Source organism: Enterobacter sp. A103, assembly GCF_034427535.1.
GTDB lineage: Bacteria > Pseudomonadota > Gammaproteobacteria > Enterobacterales > Enterobacteriaceae > Enterobacter > Enterobacter asburiae_B.
The window spans coordinates 100,917-118,052 of the sequence record NZ_JAXQPQ010000008.1 but is presented as its reverse complement, the minus strand read 5'-3'; the positions used below and the strand labels follow the sequence as shown (position 1 = coordinate 118,052).

The 17,136-nt window shown below is 56.6% G+C and carries 16 protein-coding genes; 5 read left to right on the top strand and 11 right to left on the bottom strand.

All coding sequences use genetic code 11. The features are described 5' to 3' along the window. Positions 1 to 3: 3 nt before the first annotated feature. Entirely contained in the window at positions 4 to 1,395 is a 1,392-nt protein-coding gene (gene xanP / locus SPH27_RS18650) for a xanthine/proton symporter XanP (protein ID WP_014881972.1), read from the bottom strand. A gap of 225 nt (positions 1,396 to 1,620) precedes the next feature. Here xanP and gltS point away from each other — a divergent pair, with 225 nt between their 5' ends. Continuing rightward, complete coding sequence (gene gltS, locus SPH27_RS18645; protein ID WP_023309880.1) at positions 1,621 to 2,823, top strand: sodium/glutamate symporter; 1,203 nt, start codon at positions 1,621 to 1,623, stop codon at positions 2,821 to 2,823. A gap of 2 nt (positions 2,824 to 2,825) precedes the next feature. Here the strand turns inward: gltS and recG are convergent, their stop codons facing one another. Genes recG through gmk form a run of 5 tightly spaced genes read right to left on the bottom strand, consistent with a single transcriptional unit; the run spans position 2,826 to position 8,692 of the window. Next, positions 2,826 to 4,907 carry an ATP-dependent DNA helicase RecG gene (gene recG / locus SPH27_RS18640; protein ID WP_045887663.1) on the bottom strand — a complete coding sequence of 694 codons (2,082 nt, stop codon included), beginning with the start codon at positions 4,905 to 4,907 and terminating at the stop codon, positions 2,826 to 2,828. A 3-nt stretch (positions 4,908 to 4,910) separates the two neighbouring features. After that, on the bottom strand, positions 4,911 to 5,600 hold the full coding sequence (trmH, locus tag SPH27_RS18635; protein WP_064673820.1) for a tRNA (guanosine(18)-2'-O)-methyltransferase TrmH: 690 nt from the start codon (positions 5,598 to 5,600) through the stop codon (positions 4,911 to 4,913). 4 nt (positions 5,601 to 5,604) lie between these two features. Then, positions 5,605 to 7,719, bottom strand: coding sequence for a bifunctional GTP diphosphokinase/guanosine-3',5'-bis pyrophosphate 3'-pyrophosphohydrolase (gene spoT, locus SPH27_RS18630; RefSeq protein WP_023309883.1), 2,115 nt, complete (start codon positions 7,717 to 7,719; stop codon positions 5,605 to 5,607). A gap of 19 nt (positions 7,720 to 7,738) precedes the next feature. Further along, positions 7,739 to 8,014: a DNA-directed RNA polymerase subunit omega gene (rpoZ, locus tag SPH27_RS18625; protein ID WP_000135058.1), complete on the bottom strand. Its 276-nt coding sequence runs from the start codon at positions 8,012 to 8,014 to the stop codon at positions 7,739 to 7,741. A gap of 54 nt (positions 8,015 to 8,068) precedes the next feature. Continuing rightward, complete coding sequence (gene gmk / locus SPH27_RS18620) at positions 8,069 to 8,692, bottom strand: guanylate kinase (RefSeq protein WP_010426438.1); 624 nt, start codon at positions 8,690 to 8,692, stop codon at positions 8,069 to 8,071. A 251-nt stretch (positions 8,693 to 8,943) separates the two neighbouring features. On the opposite strand from gmk, the gene ligB reads away from it, so the two are divergent. Then, positions 8,944 to 10,614 (top strand): NAD-dependent DNA ligase LigB, encoded by a 1,671-nt coding sequence (gene ligB, locus SPH27_RS18615; RefSeq protein ID WP_182071919.1) that lies wholly within the window; start codon positions 8,944 to 8,946, stop codon positions 10,612 to 10,614. Positions 10,615 to 10,616: 2 nt separating this feature from the next. Here ligB and SPH27_RS18610 read toward each other — a convergent pair whose 3' ends face one another. Both SPH27_RS18610 and SPH27_RS18605 read right to left on the bottom strand, forming a co-directional pair. Then, complete coding sequence (locus tag SPH27_RS18610) at positions 10,617 to 11,234, bottom strand: trimeric intracellular cation channel family protein (protein WP_023334014.1); 618 nt, start codon at positions 11,232 to 11,234, stop codon at positions 10,617 to 10,619. A gap of 205 nt (positions 11,235 to 11,439) precedes the next feature. Beyond that, entirely contained in the window at positions 11,440 to 12,303 is an 864-nt protein-coding gene (locus tag SPH27_RS18605; protein WP_023309886.1) for a YicC/YloC family endoribonuclease, read from the bottom strand. A 125-nt stretch (positions 12,304 to 12,428) separates the two neighbouring features. Here SPH27_RS18605 and rph point away from each other — a divergent pair, with 125 nt between their 5' ends. After that, entirely contained in the window at positions 12,429 to 13,145 is a 717-nt protein-coding gene (gene rph / locus SPH27_RS18600) for a ribonuclease PH (protein WP_096150875.1), read from the top strand. 67 nt (positions 13,146 to 13,212) lie between these two features. After that, positions 13,213 to 13,854 (top strand): orotate phosphoribosyltransferase, encoded by a 642-nt coding sequence (gene pyrE / locus SPH27_RS18595; protein WP_010426430.1) that lies wholly within the window; start codon positions 13,213 to 13,215, stop codon positions 13,852 to 13,854. A 40-nt stretch (positions 13,855 to 13,894) separates the two neighbouring features. Here pyrE and slmA read toward each other — a convergent pair whose 3' ends face one another. The 3 genes from slmA to coaBC form a co-directional block, all read right to left on the bottom strand. Then, positions 13,895 to 14,491 carry a nucleoid occlusion factor SlmA gene (slmA, locus tag SPH27_RS18590; protein WP_010426428.1) on the bottom strand — a complete coding sequence of 199 codons (597 nt, stop codon included), beginning with the start codon at positions 14,489 to 14,491 and terminating at the stop codon, positions 13,895 to 13,897. A gap of 120 nt (positions 14,492 to 14,611) precedes the next feature. After that, entirely contained in the window at positions 14,612 to 15,070 is a 459-nt protein-coding gene (gene dut / locus SPH27_RS18585) for a dUTP diphosphatase (RefSeq protein WP_008502691.1), read from the bottom strand. Further along, positions 15,048 to 16,259: a bifunctional phosphopantothenoylcysteine decarboxylase/phosphopantothenate--cysteine ligase CoaBC gene (coaBC, locus tag SPH27_RS18580; RefSeq protein WP_087823747.1), complete on the bottom strand. Its 1,212-nt coding sequence runs from the start codon at positions 16,257 to 16,259 to the stop codon at positions 15,048 to 15,050. The genes dut and coaBC overlap by 23 nt, the downstream gene beginning before the upstream one ends. Positions 16,260 to 16,431: 172 nt before the next feature. Between coaBC and radC the strand changes: the two genes are divergently transcribed. Next, positions 16,432 to 17,100, top strand: a complete 669-nt coding sequence (gene radC, locus SPH27_RS18575) for a RadC family protein (RefSeq protein WP_048980254.1) — start codon at positions 16,432 to 16,434, stop codon at positions 17,098 to 17,100. The last annotated feature ends 36 nt before the right edge of the window (positions 17,101 to 17,136 follow it).

Sequence of the window (17,136 nt, the reverse complement as noted above, 5' to 3'; positions counted from 1 at the left end):
GGATCAGTTCTTTTCAGGCGGGAAAACGAGGTTCAGAACGATAGCGGTGATACCGCCCGCGGCAATGCCGGAAGAGAGCAGGTTTTTCACCCAGTCAGGCGCAAACTGCAGGATCAGCGGCTGCTGGGAAACACCCAGACCGACGGCCAGCGACAGCGCGATAATCATGATCGCGCGGCGGTTCAGCGGCTCGCGGGAGACGATACGCACGCCGGAGGCCGCGATGGTCCCGAACATTACCAGCGTTGCGCCGCCCAGCACCGGCTCAGGAATGTGCTGCACAAAGCCGCTTACCGCCGGGAACAGGCCGAGGACGATCAGCATCAGCGCCACCACAAAACCGACGTAGCGGCTGGCAACCCCGGTCAGCTGGATCACGCCGTTGTTCTGGCCGAAGCAGGAGTTCGGGAAGGTGTTGAATACCGCAGAGACAAACGAGTTCAGGCCGTTCGCCAGCACGCCGCCTTTCAGACGCTTCATGTACAGCGGGCCGGACACCGGCTGCTCGGAGACGTCGGAGGTAGCGGTGATATCGCCGATGGTTTCCAGAGAGGTGATCATAAAGACCAGCATCAGCGGCAGGAGCAGGCCCCAGTCAATGCCCAGACCGTAGTACAGCGGCGTGGGGACAGTGATCAGCGCGCTGTTGGTCGGCGCGGTGTTCTCCGGCAGCATGCCCAGCGCCCACGCCAGCAGGTAGCCCGCCGCCATGGCGATCACCAGCGAGGCGACGCGCAGGTAAGGATTACGCTGACGGTTAAGCAGAATAATGATCGCCAGCACGACACCCGCCAGCAGCAGGTTTTTCGGCGCGCCGAAGGTGTGGTCGCTCATTGCGGCATAACCGCCGCCAATGGAGGTCAGGCCCACCTGAATCAGCGACAGCCCGATAATCATCACCACCACGCCGGAAACCAGCGGGGTGATGACGCGGCGAGCCAGATGCAGAACGCGGGAGATGACCATCTCCGTACAGCTGGCCAGCATCAGGGTGCCGAACAGCGCCGCCATCATGGTTGGGACATCCGCACCGCCGGTTTTTAGCGCCGTACCGCCCATGATCAGCGGTGCCACGAAGTTAAAGCTGGTGCCCTGAATCGACAATAATCCCGACCCCACCGGCCCCCACGCTTTAATTTGAATAATCGAGGCCACGCCGGAGGCGAAGAGAGACATGCTGATAATGTGCTGCGTGTCCTGCGCCGGTAAACCGAGCGCCTGGCAAATCAGCAGCGCCGGGGTGATCACCGCAACAAACATCGCCAGAAGATGCTGGCAGGCGGCGAAAAGCGTTTGCGGCAGCGGCGGGCGATCCTCAAGGCGGTAAATCAGTTCGCTATTTTGCTTCTGCGCAATCGGTTGCGCATCAGGCGACTCTATGGTGTTAACGGACATCGGCGGCAATCCCACGGTGGAAAAGCGGGCATTTTATCTGACCACTTGGTAAAAGCAAACGATTGCCAGCAAAAAAAGGGAAGAAAATCTGCCGCTGTGAGCAGGTTTTCTACAACGCGTGGGGAAAAAAAATTACACTTTTTGCGCCGGGGGCTCATGAAGAGCGCAAACCGGCCCAGGATAACGCCGCGTGTGTATGGAACACGCGCATAACAGGAGCCTTTTATGATTCATCTCGATACGTTGTCGACCCTTGTTGCCGCAACGCTGGTTCTTCTGCTTGGTCGCAAGCTGGTACATAGCGTTTCCCTTCTGAAGAAATACACCATTCCTGAACCCGTCGCCGGCGGTCTGCTGGTGGCGCTGGCCCTGCTGATACTGAAAAAAAGTATGGGCTGGGAAATCGATTTTGATATGTCCCTGAAAGACCCGCTGATGCTGGCCTTCTTTGCCACTATCGGCCTGAACGCCAACCTGGCGAGCCTGCGCTCGGGCGGTAAGGTGCTCGGCGTATTCCTGATTGTGGTGGTGGGGCTGCTGCTGATGCAAAACGCCATTGGCATCGGCATGGCAACGCTGCTGGGGCTGGATCCGCTGATGGGTCTGCTGGCGGGGTCGATTACCCTTTCGGGCGGTCACGGAACCGGGGCCGCGTGGAGCAAGCTGTTCATCGAGCGCTACGGGTTTGAAAACGCGACGGAAGTGGCGATGGCCTGTGCGACCTTTGGCCTGGTGCTGGGTGGCCTGATTGGCGGTCCGGTGGCGCGGTATCTGGTTAAGCACTCCACCACGCCGAACGGCAGGCCGGACGATGAGCTGGTGCCGACCGCCTTCGAAAAGCCGGACGTTGGCCGCAGCATCACCTCGCTGGTGCTGATTGAAACTATCGCGACGATCGCCATCTGCCTGACCGTGGGCAAAGTGGTTGCGCAATGGCTTGCGGGTTCCGCATTTGAACTGCCGACGTTTGTCTGCGTGCTGTTTATCGGGGTGATCCTGAGCAACGGTCTGGCGCTGATGGGCTTCTACCGCGTGTTTGAACGGGCGGTATCGGTGCTCGGCAATGTCTGCCTGTCGCTGTTTCTGGCGATGGCGCTGATGAGCCTTAAGCTGTGGGAGCTGGCCTCGCTGGCGCTGCCGATGGTGGCGATTCTGGCGGTACAGGCGCTGTTTATGGCGCTGTACGCCATGTTCGTGACCTGGCGCATGATGGGCAAAAACTACGATGCGGCGGTGCTGGCAGCGGGTCACTGCGGGTTTGGTCTGGGGGCTACCCCAACGGCTATAGCCAACATGCAGGCGATCACCGAACGGTTCGGACCATCGCACATGGCGTTTCTGGTGGTCCCGATGGTTGGGGCGTTCTTTATTGATATCGTGAACGCGCTGGTTATCAAGCTGTACCTGATGCTGCCGATGTTTGCCTGAGATCAGGCGTTGGAATACCGCTCGGTTTCCGGCATCCAGCGCTCAATTAACGCTGCCGCCTGTTCGGGGTAGCGTTCATGAATATGGCGGGCGAGCCGCTGAACCTCGGGGATCATGGCCTGATCGCGCAGCAAATCCGCTACTTTGAATTCCGCATTACCCGTCTGACGCGTGCCCAGCAGTTCGCCCGGGCCGCGGATCTCCAGGTCTTTTTGCGCAATAACAAAACCGTCGTTGCTGTCGCGCAGCACCTGCAGACGCATCTGGGCGGTTTTGGAAAGCGGGGCTTTGTAGAGCAGTACGCAGTGGGACGCCACCGCGCCACGACCGACGCGCCCGCGCAGCTGGTGGAGCTGGGCAAGGCCGAGACGCTCCGGGTTTTCGATGATCATCAGGCTGGAATTGGGGACGTCCACGCCGACTTCGATCACCGTGGTGGCGATCAGCAGATGTAAATCACCCTGTTTGAACGACTGCATCACCGCCTGTTTTTCGGCGGGCTTCATGCGTCCGTGAACCAGACCCACGTTCAGCTCGGGCAGCGCCAGCTTAAGCTCTTCCCACGTTGCTTCGGCAGCCTGCGCTTCCAGCAGTTCAGACTCTTCAATCAGCGTACAGACCCAGTAGGCCTGACGCCCTTCCTGGGTGCAGGCGTTGCGCACGCGGTCGATGATATCGCTGCGGCGCGTGTCGGGAATGGCGACCGTTGTGACCGGCGTACGGCCCGGCGGCAGTTCGTCGATGGTGGAGGTATCCAGATCGGCGTAGGCGGTCATCGCCAGGGTACGCGGGATCGGCGTAGCGGTCATGATCAGCTGATGCGGGTGGAAGCCCTGCTGCAGCCCTTTCTCCCAGAGCGCCAGACGCTGATGCACGCCGAAGCGATGCTGCTCGTCGATTATCACCAGCGCAAGACCGTTAAACTGCACCTGCTCCTGGAAGATGGCGTGCGTGCCGACAATCATCTGCACCTGCCCGCTGGCAATAGCCTCCTGTTGCGCAAGGCGCGCTTTGCCTTTTTGCTTCCCGGCAAGCCAGCCCACTTCAATTCCGAGTGGCGCAAACCAGGCGCGGAAATTGTTGGCGTGCTGTTCAGCCAGCAGCTCGGTCGGCGCCATTAGCGCCACCTGTTTACCGTTAGCAATCGCGCGCAGGGCCGCCAGGGCGGCAACCAGCGTTTTACCGGAGCCCACGTCGCCCTGCACCAGACGCATCATCGGCACGTCGAGCGCCATATCGCGTTCAATCTCGGCGGTAACGCGCGCCTGCGCGCCGGTGGGTTTAAACGGCAGCGAGGCCAGCAGCTTATCTTTGAGCGCATCGTTCTGGCTTAACGGCTGAGCGTGGAAACGCTGCGCGCCCGCGCGAAGCGCCAGCATGCTCAGGTTATGTGCCAGTAATTCCTCAAGGATAAGACGCTGTTGTGCGGGGTGTTTGCCGCTTTCTAAATCGCTGAGCTGCAGCGTTGGCGGCGGTCGATGCAGGGTTCGCAGCGCCTCGGGTAGGCTCATCATGCCCTGCGCCAGCTCTGGCGGCAGCAGCTCGGTAATGGCGCAGGTATCCAGCAGCTCCAGCGCCTGATCGGTGAGCTTGCGCAGCGTCGCCTGCTTGATGCCTTCGGTCGTCGGGTAAACCGGAGTGAGCGTCTCCTGCATTTCCGGCGTGCTGAGATCGCCCTGCACGCGGTACTCCGGGTGGATCATCTCTGCGCCGTATTTCCCGCGTTTGGCTTCGCCATAGGCCAGCACCCTGCGGCCCGTCGCCAGGCTGTTTTTCATCGCCGCGCTGAAGTTGAAAAAACGCATGGTGAGAATGCCGGTGCCGTCGCTGATCTGGCAGGTCATCATCCGGCGTCCGCCGAAGGTGATGTTGCAGTTCAGGACTTCGCCTTCAACGGTGGCGTAAATGGCGGGAAGGAGATCGCCAATCTTGTAGAGCTGGGTGCGGTCTTCGTAACGCAGGGGGAGGTGAAGCAGGAGATCCTGAACGGTGTGCAGGCCAATTTTTGCCAGCTTATTACTTTGCGCTGCGCCCACGCCCGTCAGGCTGTTAAGCGGGATAGCATCCAGCAGGCGGCCTTTCATCGCTTACCCAGCGTACTGCATGGTGGCCCACCACTCGGCATCGGCTTCAATTTCGCCCTGCGCGTTGACGTGGGGGTAAGGCAATTTTTTCTGCTTCGCAACGCGAGCCAGCACCGGATAACCACCTTCAAACAGCAGGCGCTGCTGCTCATCTTCCGGCAGCATGCTGTTGCTGCGCTCGTACATCCCGGCGTTCTGACGCTGGCGCTGCGCTTCATACAGAATGAGCGCGGACGCCACGGAGACGTTGAGAGACTGGACCATGCCGATCATCGGAATGATGATGTCACGATCCGCCAGATCCAACGCTTCCTGGGTGATCCCGGTTTTCTCCTGACCCATCAAAATGCAGGTCGGGCGGGTGTAGTCGATCTCGCGGAAATCTACGGCTTTAGCGGACAGGTTAGTGGCGAGGATCTGCATCCCGCGCCCTTTCAGGTGCGATACGGCTTCGCCAATGGTGTGATGATTTTTGACAGACACCCAGCTGTTGCTGCCTGCCGCCGCCGAGACCGTATTGCGCATACGGCCGTCCGGCCAGACGGCGTGCACTTCATGCACACCGACGGCATCTGCGGTACGGACGATAGCAGAGACGTTATGAGGTTTATGTACCTGCTCCATGCAGACCGTCAGGTCAGGCTGACGCCTGGCGAGCATTTCGCAGATACGTGCATAACGTTGTGAATTCATAAACCTAGTTTCGGTTTCGGGTGACTTTAATCACGTCCGGCATGACGCGGATCTTGCGCATAATATTCGCCAGATGCACGCGGTCACGGGCGGTCAGACGAATAAAGGCGCTGTACACGCGGCCATCTTTTTCTTCCGTATTCAGGCTCTGAATGTTGGAAGAAGCCGTGTTGATCGCTGCCGTCAGGTTCGCCAGAGCACCCTGATGGTTGAACATATCCACCTTAATTTCGGTGATAAATTCCTGCGCGGTCTCTTTATCCCACTCGACCGCCATAAACTTCTCGGCTTCTTTCTGGTAGCCGCGAATGTTACGACAGGACTCGTGGTGGATAACCAGCCCTTTACCCGGGCTGACGTGCGCAATAATCGGGTCGCCAGGGATTGGACGACAGCATTTCGCGAAGGTGATCAGCACCCCGTCTGCGCCTTTAATCGGCAGGTGTCCGTGGCTTTGCGTGGTTGCAGGCACCGCTGTCGTGTCGCCTTGCTGCAGGTTCTTCGCCACCACCACGCTCATGGCGTTGCCGAGGCCAATCTCTGCCAGCAGGTCGTCAAGCGACGCAAGCTTCATGCGCTCCAGCTCGCGCTGGACGTTCTCCTGCGGAATTTCAGCCAGCTTACGGCTACCGCCCAACGCATGGTTGAGCAGACGACGCCCCAGGCTGACGGAATCATCGCGCTTGAGGTTTTTCAGCAGCTGGCGAATTTTGGCGCGTGCTTTGGAGCTCACGACAAAGTTCAGCCAGGCCGCGTTCGGACGTGCGCCCGGCGCGGTAATAATTTCTACCGTCTGGCCGCTGGAGAGCGGCTGAGAGAGCGGATAAGGCTGTCTGTCGACGCGCGCGCCGACGCAGGCATGCCCGATATCGGTATGCACGGCGTAAGCGAAGTCGACCGGCGTTGCGCCCGCAGGCAGTTCGACAATGCGGCCTTCTGGGGTGAAAACGTAAATCTCATCCGGGAAGAGATCGGATTTAACGCTCTCGATAAATTCAAATGAGCTACCCGCACTCTGCTGAAGCTCTAGCAGACTCTGCATCCAGCGCTGGGCGCGGATTTGTGCGGTCGTGCTGCTTTCGCCACCGTGCTCTTTATACGCCCAGTGTGCGGCAACACCCATCTCTGCCATCTGGTCCATGTCTTCGGTGCGAATTTGCACCTCAACAGGTACGCCATGTGGCCCGATCATCGAGGTGTGCAAAGATTGATAGCCGTTCGCTTTTGGAATGGCGATGTAATCTTTCATGCGGCCCGGACGCGGTTTGTAGAGGCTGTGCATCTGCCCCAGCACGCGATAGCAGGTGTCCGAGTCGTGGACAATTACGCGGAAGGCGTAGATATCCATGATCGAGTGAAAACGCTGCTCTTTGAGCACCATTTTGCAGTAGATGGAGTACAAATGTTTTTCGCGACCGCTGACGCGGCACGGAATTCCCGCTTCCTGTAAGCGCCCTTCAATTTCCGAGAGGATTTTTTGAATCATCTCTTTGCGGTTACCGCGTGCGGCTTTCACCACCTCTTTAATCACGCGATAGCGGTTCGGGTACAACGCTTCAAAACCCAACTCTTCCAGCTCGGTTTTAATGTGGTGAATACCTAAACGGTGCGCCAGCGGACTGTAGATTTCGAGGGTTTCACGGGCAATGCGGCGACGTTTATCCGGGCGAAGTGAGCCCAGCGTGCGCATGTTGTGGGTACGGTCAGCGAGTTTGATGAGAATGACGCGGATATCCTGCACCATCGCCATAATCATCTTGCGGAAGTTTTCGGCTTGCGCCTCTTTCTTGTCGCGGAAATTCAGCTTATCAAGCTTAGAGACCCCTTCCACCAGTTCGGCAACGCTTTTGCCAAACAGCTGTTCCATGTCCTGATAAGTGGCAGGGGTATCTTCGATCACGTCATGCAGCAGAGCGGCCATCAGCGTTTCGTAGTCGAGTTTCATCTCGGCCAGAATACAGGCCACCGCTACCGGGTGCGTGATATAGGGTTCACCGCTTGAACGTGTCTGGCCCTCGTGAGCGTCACGTGCAACGAGATACGCCTGCTGAAGACGCTTAATCTGGTCTTCAGGCAGGTAGGTTTGAATCAGTTGATTCAGGCTTTCAAACAGATACAAGGGCGACCCGCAGGTTTAATTAACGACGACCTTCAGCAATAGCGGTTACGGCCTGCAGTTCTGCGGCTTCCTGCTCTTGCTGCTCCTGGCGCTCACGCACGTCGAGGATCTGGTTGTTGATCAGACCTTCTTCGATTTCGCGAAGTGCAATAACGGTGGTTTTATCGTTTTCTTCCGGTACCAGCGGATCTTTACCGCCTACCTGCATCTGACGAGCGCGACGCGCGGCGACCAGCACCAGGTCAAAACGGTTACCAATTTTCTCTACAGCGTCCTGAACAGTTACGCGTGCCATACTTAAAATGCTCCACAGGTGAAGAAATGACTGGGCATGATACTGAAAGTGGGTTCAGTCTGCCAACAGTTTGGTGATTAATGCGTCATGTCGCTGCTTCTGGCGGCTCATACGCAGACGTTCTGCACGAAGAATGGTTTTGAGATCGCTCAGTGCGGCATCAAAATCATCATTCACAATAAGGTAATCATATTCCGCGTAATGGCTCATTTCTGCAACAGCCTGTTCCATACGCTTTGCGATCACTTCTTCGCTGTCCTGACCGCGGCCACGCAGGCGGCGATCCAGCTCATCTTTCGATGGCGGTAAAATAAAGATACTGCGCGAATCAGGCATTTTCTTACGAATTTGCTGTGCGCCCTGCCAGTCGATATCCAGGAACACATTCACGCCCGTGGCCAGAACCTGCTCAATGGTTTCACGCGAGGTACCGTAGTAATTACCAAATACTTCAGCGTGTTCAAGAAACGCGTCTCTGCCGATCATCGCTCTGAATTCGTCGTGATCCACAAAGAAATAGTGTTCACCGTGCACTTCACCCGGACGCGGCGCTCGCGTGGTGTGAGAAACAGAAACCTGTGTGTCGTACAACGGTTGGGTTTTTAACAGTGCCTGAATAAGGCTGGATTTACCCGCGCCACTAGGGGCAGAAACAATATAAAGCGTGCCTTGAGCCATGAGAGTCTTTTGTATGTGTTAACGAAGAAGTCCTACATACGGGCTTATTATACACGTCGGCGCACCGTGACGTAGCCTTTGTCACACTTTTTCCCCTGGATTATTGAATTTTGCGTGCCGTTTTCAGGTTTTATCTGTGGTTTTCAGCAACCAAAAGAAACACCGGATAGCGTCTCGCATTGTGAAACGTTGTCGTTAGCGTTGTTTCAGGCATCCGGGTATACCTCCTGCAATGCAAAGGAGGGGTAGCGATGTGGCGATGGATAAGCGGGTTAATGCTGTTGTGGTGTGGCTCTGGCGCGGCGGTGTGTCCGGTGTGGTCGCAGGCAAAAGCAGAAAAAGAGATGGCGTCGTTAAGCGCCCAAATCAAAGGCTGGGATGAGGCTTACTGGAAGCAGGGCGTGAGCGAGATCAGCGACGAGGCTTACGACCAGCTTCACGGGCGGTTAACGCAGTGGCAGCGCTGTTTTGGCAGTGAGCCTTCAGAAGAGAAACTCCCGGCGCTGACGGGAAGCGTAAAACATCCCGTTGCCCACACGGGTGTGCATAAGGTGACCAGCAAAGAGGAGTTGAGACAGTGGATGCGTGTCCGACAGCATCTGTGGCTGCAGCCCAAAGTTGACGGTGTGGCGGTGACGCTGGTCTATCGCAACGAAAAGTTAACCCAGGCTATCAGTCGCGGTGATGGCCTGAAAGGGGAAGACTGGACCGATAAGGTGCGTTTAATCCCGTCGGTTCCGCAAAAGCTCACCGGCGCGCTGGCGAATAGCGTCTTGCAGGGCGAGCTTTACTGGTTACGCGACAACCACATTCAGAACCAGATGGGCGGAATGAACGCTCGCGCCAAGGTGGCGGGGGCGATGATGCGGCAAAAGGATAACGCGCTATTAAGCAAGATCGGCGTATTCATCTGGGCCTGGCCGGACGGACCGAAAGATATGCGTACCTCTTTAGCTGAACTGTCTCAGGCCGGTTTTACGCTGTCGGCACGGTACACGCTACCCGCCGAATCTGTCGATGCCGTCGAGAAGCAGCGCGCGGCCTGGCACGTGACCGCATTACCCTTTGCCACGGATGGCATTGTGGTGCGTTCGGAGGATGAACCTGCGGGCGAAGAGTGGTTACCGGGAGAAGGCATCTGGGTTGTCGCGTGGAAATATCCTCCCGCAGCCCAGGTCGCTGAGGTGAGTGATATTCATTTTTCCGTGGGGCGCACGGGCAAAATTTCCGTTGTAGCAGCGCTGGAACCCGTGCAACTGGATGATAAACAGGTGCAGCGGGTGAGTCTGGGCTCGGTTGGGCGCTGGCAGAGTCTGGATATTGCTCCGGGGGATCAGATACAGATCAGCCTGGCCGGGCAGGGTATCCCCCGGTTTGATAAGGTGCTCTGGCGCGGAACGGACAGACATAAACCAGAGCCTCCGGCCTCACGCCATCATGCTCTTAGCTGTTTCTATGCTTCGCCGGAGTGTATGGAGCAGTTCTTTGCCCGGCTAACCTGGCTCAGTTCAAAGCAGGTACTTGATATTGAAGGAGTAGGCGAGTCAGGCTGGCGGACCCTCTGGCAGGCGCATCATTTTGAACATCTCTTTTCATGGCTGTTATTAACGCAGGCGCAGCTGCAGGCTACACCGGGGTTTTCCTCAGCACGCGGGCTGGCGCTCTGGCACCGATTTAATCTGGTGCGCGAGAAGCCGTTTATCCGCTGGCTCATGGCAATGGGTGTGCCATTGACCCAGGCTTCGCTGAAGGCGATGGGAGACATATCGTGGCAGAAGATGAGCGGGCGCAACGCTAAGGACTGGCAGACCCTGCCGGGAACAGGAGAGGAGAAAGCGCGACAAATCGTTAACTGGATTCACGCGCCTCAGATTGATGTGCTGGCGAAATGGCTCGCTGAACAGCACATCAACGGGTTCTGAAGCTAGTGGGCGCTGTGTTTGTAATGAAAAACGGGCAGCCCGAGCTTCAGACGCAGCGCCAGCATGCGGGCCGTAAAGCCAAACAGCAGCGTTGAGATGACCACCACATCATGGTTTGAAACGTAATGTTGCAGGGCGATATAGAGCACCGCTGCCGCAAAGGAGATGCCGGCATACAGCTCTTTTTGAAAGACCAGGGGGATGCGTTTGCAGAACATATCGCGCAGCACACCGCCGAATACGCCCGTGACCACGGCAGCAATGGTGGCGATAACCGGTCCTTCCCCCATATCGAGCGCGATTTGCGCGCCGATGATCGAAAAGACAATCAGCCCCAGCGCATCAAGCACCAGGAACAGGCGGCGAAGATGGGGCATAACGGGCGCCACTATGGTGGTTAACACGGCGGCCGTTGCCACGATAATCACGTACTCCGGGTGTTTAACCCAGCCGAGCGGGTAATGGCCAAGCAGAATATCGCGCACGGAACCGCCGCCCAGTGCGGTCGCTGTAGCAATAATGATCACGCCGAAGGTATCCATACGACGACGTCCGGCGGCAAGTGCGCCGGTCATGGCTTCTGCGGTGATGCCAATGAGATAAAGGATGTGAAGCAGCATATACCCTCCGGTGTGAACGCGGGGGAGGTTAGCGATTTGTGCGCAAGATCACGATTGAGATTTTCTAAGGCGAGTCAGTTTGCCCTATAAATTTTTATCAAGTTCTATAGAGAAAGCTTTATGAAAGGCGGTAAAGCGACAAAATGGGCGTTTAGATGGATTAGAAATAGTAATGGGTGGTGCATTCGACACCACCCGAAAGGCATTACTCGATGTTCTGGATCTGCTCGCGCATCTGTTCAATCAGCACTTTCAGCTCAATCGCTGAATTCGTCACTTCTGCATTGATCGACTTAGACGCCAGGGTGTTCGACTCGCGGTTGAACTCCTGCATCATAAAGTCCAGACGGCGGCCCACAGCTTCTTTTTTCTTCAGAATGTTGTAGGTTTCTTTAACGTGCGCTTCCAGACGGTCCAGCTCTTCAGCGACATCGATACGCTGCGCCATCAGCACCAGCTCTTGTTCCAGGCGGGTGTTTTCCAGCTGAACTTCCGCTTCTTCCAGTTTGGCGACAAGGCGCTCGCGCTGCCATTGCAGCACTTCTGGCATATGGGTGCGGACTTTGGCAACTTCGGTGCTCACGCCTTCAAGACGCTGCTCAATCATCGCTTTCAGCGCCTGGCCTTCGGTTTCGCGGGCAACGATAAAGTCGTCCAGCGTGCCGTCGAGAGCTGCCAGGATTTCAGCGGCAATGGCGTCCAGATCCTGCTCACCGGCGGCCATGACACCAGGCCAGCGCAGAATATCAACCGGGTTGATTTCGCCTTCATCGCTCTGCATTTTGACCCAGTTCGCCGCATTCACGAGCTGTTTTGCCAGTTTTTCGTTGAGGATGAGCTCGCCCTGTGCGCTCGCATCAGGCTCAAAGCGCAGGTTACATTCAACTTTTCCGCGCGTCAGACGCGTACGGATACGTTCACGTACGACAGGCTCAAGGCTGCGGAACTGCTCCGGCATACGGAAATACGTTTCCAGGTAACGCTGGTTTACCGAGCGCATTTCCCATGTGGCGCTACCCCAGCTACCCTTGATTTCACGCCGGGCGTAGGCGGTCATACTGCGGATCATAGACATTCCCGTTTTTAAAGGAGAGATGGGGGGATTATAGCTTTCGGGGGCTTCTCAGGATAGGAATAAGCGTCCTTTATCCGTATAATGCGCAGCCACATTCGTTTCAAGCCGGAGAATCCATCATGCGTCCATCAGGTCGTAGCGCCAACCAGGTGCGTCCCGTCACCCTGACCCGTAACTATACAAAACACGCTGAAGGCTCCGTGCTGGTTGAGTTTGGTGACACTAAAGTGCTGTGCACCGCCTCCATCGAAGAAGGCGTTCCGCGCTTCCTGAAAGGTCAGGGCCAGGGGTGGATCACCGCAGAATACGGCATGCTGCCGCGTGCGACCCATACCCGTAATGCCCGTGAAGCGGCAAAGGGTAAGCAGGGCGGTCGTACCATGGAGATTCAGCGTCTGATCGCGCGTGCGCTGCGCGCCGCCGTTGACCTGAAAATCCTCGGCGAATTCACCATCACGCTGGACTGCGACGTGATTCAGGCTGACGGTGGTACGCGTACGGCGTCGATTACCGGTGCCTGCGTGGCGCTGGCGGATGCCCTGAACAAACTGGTTGCGGCCGGTAAGCTGAAAACCAACCCAATGAAAGGCATGGTTGCGGCGGTTTCTGTCGGTATCGTTAACGGCGAATCGCTTTGCGATCTGGAATACGTTGAAGATTCCGCAGCCGAAACCGACATGAACGTGGTGATGACCGAAGACGGTCGCATCATTGAGGTGCAGGGCACGGCGGAAGGCGAGCCGTTCACCCACGAAGAGCTTCTCTCCCTGCTGGCGTTGGCCCGAGGGGGAATCGAATCCATTGTAACGACGCAGAAAGCGGCGTTAGAAAATTGATTTTAAAGGCGACCAATGAGTCGCCTTTTTTTTGCCTGTAAGACAGAAAAACCAAAGGAGCAAATCCATGAAATCGTATCAGCGCCAGTTTATTGAGTTTGCGCTTAACAAGCAGGTACTTAAGTTTGGCGAATTTACGCTGAAATCCGGGCGTAAAAGTCCCTATTTCTTCAACGCCGGGCTGTTTAATACCGGGCGCGATCTGGCACTGTTAGGCCGTTTCTATGCCGAAGCGCTGGTGGATTCCGGGATTGATTTTGACCTGCTGTTTGGCCCGGCCTATAAAGGCATTCCGATTGCGACCACCACCGCGGTGGCGCTGGCGGAACACCATGACCGCGACGTGCCGTACTGCTTTAACCGCAAAGAAGCTAAAACCCATGGTGAAGGCGGGAATCTGGTCGGCAGCGCGCTGCAGGGCCGCGTCATGCTGGTCGATGACGTGATTACCGCGGGTACGGCGATCCGCGAATCAATGGAGATTATCCAGGCCAACGGTGCGACGCTTGCTGGCGTGCTGATTTCTCTGGATCGTCAGGAGCGTGGTCGCGGTGAAATTTCCGCTATTCAGGAAGTCGAACGTGATTACAGCTGCAAAGTGACGTCGATTATCACCCTGAAAGACCTGATTGCGTATCTGGAAGAGAAGCCTGAGATGGCGGACCATCTGGCGGCGGTACGTGCGTACCGGGAAGAGTTCGGGGTGTAATTAAATTGCCCGGTGGCGCTACGCTTACCGGGCTTACGGATTACTGCAACTGAGCAGCCACTAAGGGCCAGCGGGCGTCAAAATCGTCCGTTGGACGGTATTTGAATTCGCTACGCACAAAGCGGGAGAGCATCCCTTCACAAAACGCCAGAATCTGGCTCGCCAGCAGCGTTTCATCAATGGTGTAACCTTCGCCTTCACGCATTTTCTTTTCGCGTAGTACCTGGCGCAGCTGCGCTTCAATACGCTCGAAAAGCTGGTTAATGCGGCCCTGCAGTCTGTCCTGTTCAAACATCAGCGCGTGGCCGGTGAGGATACGGGTTAAGCCCGGATTGCGTTCACCGAAGCCCAGGATTAGCAGCACAATCAGACGCAGACGCGCGGTGGTGTCTTTTTCGTCTTTCAGAATCAGGTTGATGCGCGTAATCAGGCTGTCTTCAATAAACTCGATCAGGCTGTCGAACATCCGGGTCTTGCTCGGGAAATGACGGTATAGCGCCGCCTCAGACACGCCTACAGAGGCGGCCAGTTTAGCGGTGGTGATGCGTTGACTGCCATCGCTGGATTCAAGCATCAGAGCCAGAGATTGAAGTATTTCTTCGCGACGATTCCTTTTCGCGGTTTGTTTTTCTGCCATGTTACAAAATACCCCTGAAAATAAGCACTTGCCAGGCTGGCATCCACACAGCGACCGCAAACGGGCGTTTGCGGTTTGTTATTGCATTATAACGCTGTGAGATACGTATCTTTCGGGCCGTTATTTGCGCCCGGAATGGCCGAAGCCGCCTTCGCCACGGTCGGTGGCGTCAAAGTCTGCCACCAGGTTAAATTCTGCCTGTACCACCGGTACAAAGACCATCTGGGCGATACGCTCGCCCGGTTCAATGGTGAAGCTGTCCTGACCACGGTTCCAGACGGAGACCATCAGCTGACCCTGGTAGTCGGAGTCGATCAGGCCGACCAGGTTACCCAGCACAACGCCGTGCTTATGACCCAGACCAGAGCGCGGCAGGATCACCGCTGCCAGCGACGGGTCAGCAATGTGAATTGCCAGGCCAGTTGGAACCAGGGTAGTGGCACCCGGAGCCAGTTCTACGGCGTCATCGAGACAGGCGCGCAGGTCAAGACCGGCAGAGCCGGAGGTGGCATAGGTTGGCAGCGGGAATTGCTCGCCAACACGCGGGTCCAGAATCTTAACGTCGATTTTTTTCATCATAACGGGTAACGATCTCGTCGAGTAATTGTTGGCCCAGGAGTTCCTTGCGCTCAAGCGGTAAGACTTTATCTCCATCCTGCCAGAAAAGGTGCAGTGCGTTGCTGTCGCTGTTAAATCCTTGTGTGGCCAGCGATACGTCGTTCGCGCAAATCAAATCGAGGTTTTTGCGGGTACGTTTTTGCCGGGCATATTCTTCCACATTATTCGTTTCTGCGGCAAACCCAACAACGTATGGACGATGGCTTTTTAGTGCGGCGACACCGGCGACAATGTCCGGGTTTTTCACCATTTTTAGTGTTAATTCATCGCCTTGCTTTTTAATTTTAGCCTCGGCGATAGTCTCGGCACGATAGTCTGCGACGGCCGCACAGCCGATAAAAATCTGCTGGCTTTGCGCATGTGCCTGCACGGCGGCTTCCATCTCCAGCGCGGTGGTGACGTCAATTCGCTTCACAAACGCAGGGGTAGGCAGCGATACCGGGCCGCTCACCAGCGTGACGTTCGCGCCACGCCTTGCGGCGGCGGCGGCAATCGCAAAGCCCATTTTGCCGGAGCTGTGGTTGGTGATGTAGCGCACCGGATCCAGCGGCTCGCGCGTGGGGCCCGCGGTAATCATGATGTTGAGATGTTGCAGATCGTTGACAGGCGAAAAATGGGCTGCGGCCATATCAACAATCGTCAGCGGATCAAGCATGCGACCCGGGCCAACGTCGCCGCAGGCCTGGCTGCCGCTGTCCGGACCCCAGATAAGCAGGCCGCGTGAGGCCAGCGTCTCAAGATTATGCTGGGTGGCCGCGTTACGGTACATCTGCTGGTTCATGGCAGGAACGACGGCAACAGGCGCAGGCGTGGCCAGACAAATAGTGGAGACCAGATCGTTTGCCATACCGGCCGCTACCCGAGCGATTAAATCAGCCGTGGCGGGGGCGAGGATAACCAGGTCTGCCCATTTACCCAGCTCAATATGGCCCATCGCGGCTTCGGCGGCCGGATCGAGCAGGCTGTCAGATACCGGGTATCCTGAAACGGCCTGCAGGCTCAGGGGAGTGATAAAGGCTTTACCGCCTTCGGTTATCGCGACCCGCACGTCAGCTCCGCGCTCGCGCAGACGACGCACCAGCTCCGGCGCTTTATAAGCAGCAATGCCGCCGCTCACGCCAAGAACGATTTTTTTACCGGCCAGGCTCATCATGATTCTTTCCTGTTGGGTTTCACCAGAGAGCGGGCATTTTATCACAATCCCCAAAGCGGGGTGATTTTGTCCTTCGACCACTTTGCGAGGCGCTACGCAAGAACGCAATGTGGCCGTCGAGCGACGGATTGGCCTGTGGCAGCATAAGGTTAAAAAGGGGAGAAAGAGCATGGAAGAAGAGGATGAGGAGCTGCTGCCGCGCGAAAAACTGCTGCGCTATGGCGTTAGCCTGTTAAAAGACGATGAACTGCTGGCGCTCTTTTTACGTACCGGAACGCCCGGAAAAACGGTATTTACGCTGGCAAAAGAGCTGATCGCACATTTCGGTTCGCTGTACGGTTTATTGACCGCCGATATGGCGCAGTTTAAGCACGTTGAGGGAATTGGCGTGGCGAAATATGCCCAGCTGAGGGGCATTGCTGAACTTGCCCGCCGTTTTTACAATGTCCGCATGGAGAAGGAAGATCCGATCCTGACGCCAGAAATGACGCGTGAATTCCTGCAAAGCCAGTTAACTGATATTGAACGCGAGATCTTTATAGTGATCTTTGTCGATAACAGAAATCGGGTGCTGAAACATAGCTGTCTCTTTGCGGGCACGTTGAGTCACGTTGAGGTGCATCCGCGTGAAATTGTGCGGGAAGCGATAAAAGTGAATGCAGCGGGCGTGATCCTCGCGCATAATCACCCCTCTGGCTGTGCAGAACCGAGCAGAGCGGACAAAGAAATCACCGAACGCATTATCAAATGCTGTCAATTCATGGACATTCGTGTGCTGGACCATCTGATAATTGGCCGCGGTGAGTACATTTCTTTCGCAGAACATGGCTGGATTTAGGCTATTTCTCGCGATCCATCGGGATCTTTGTCTGTT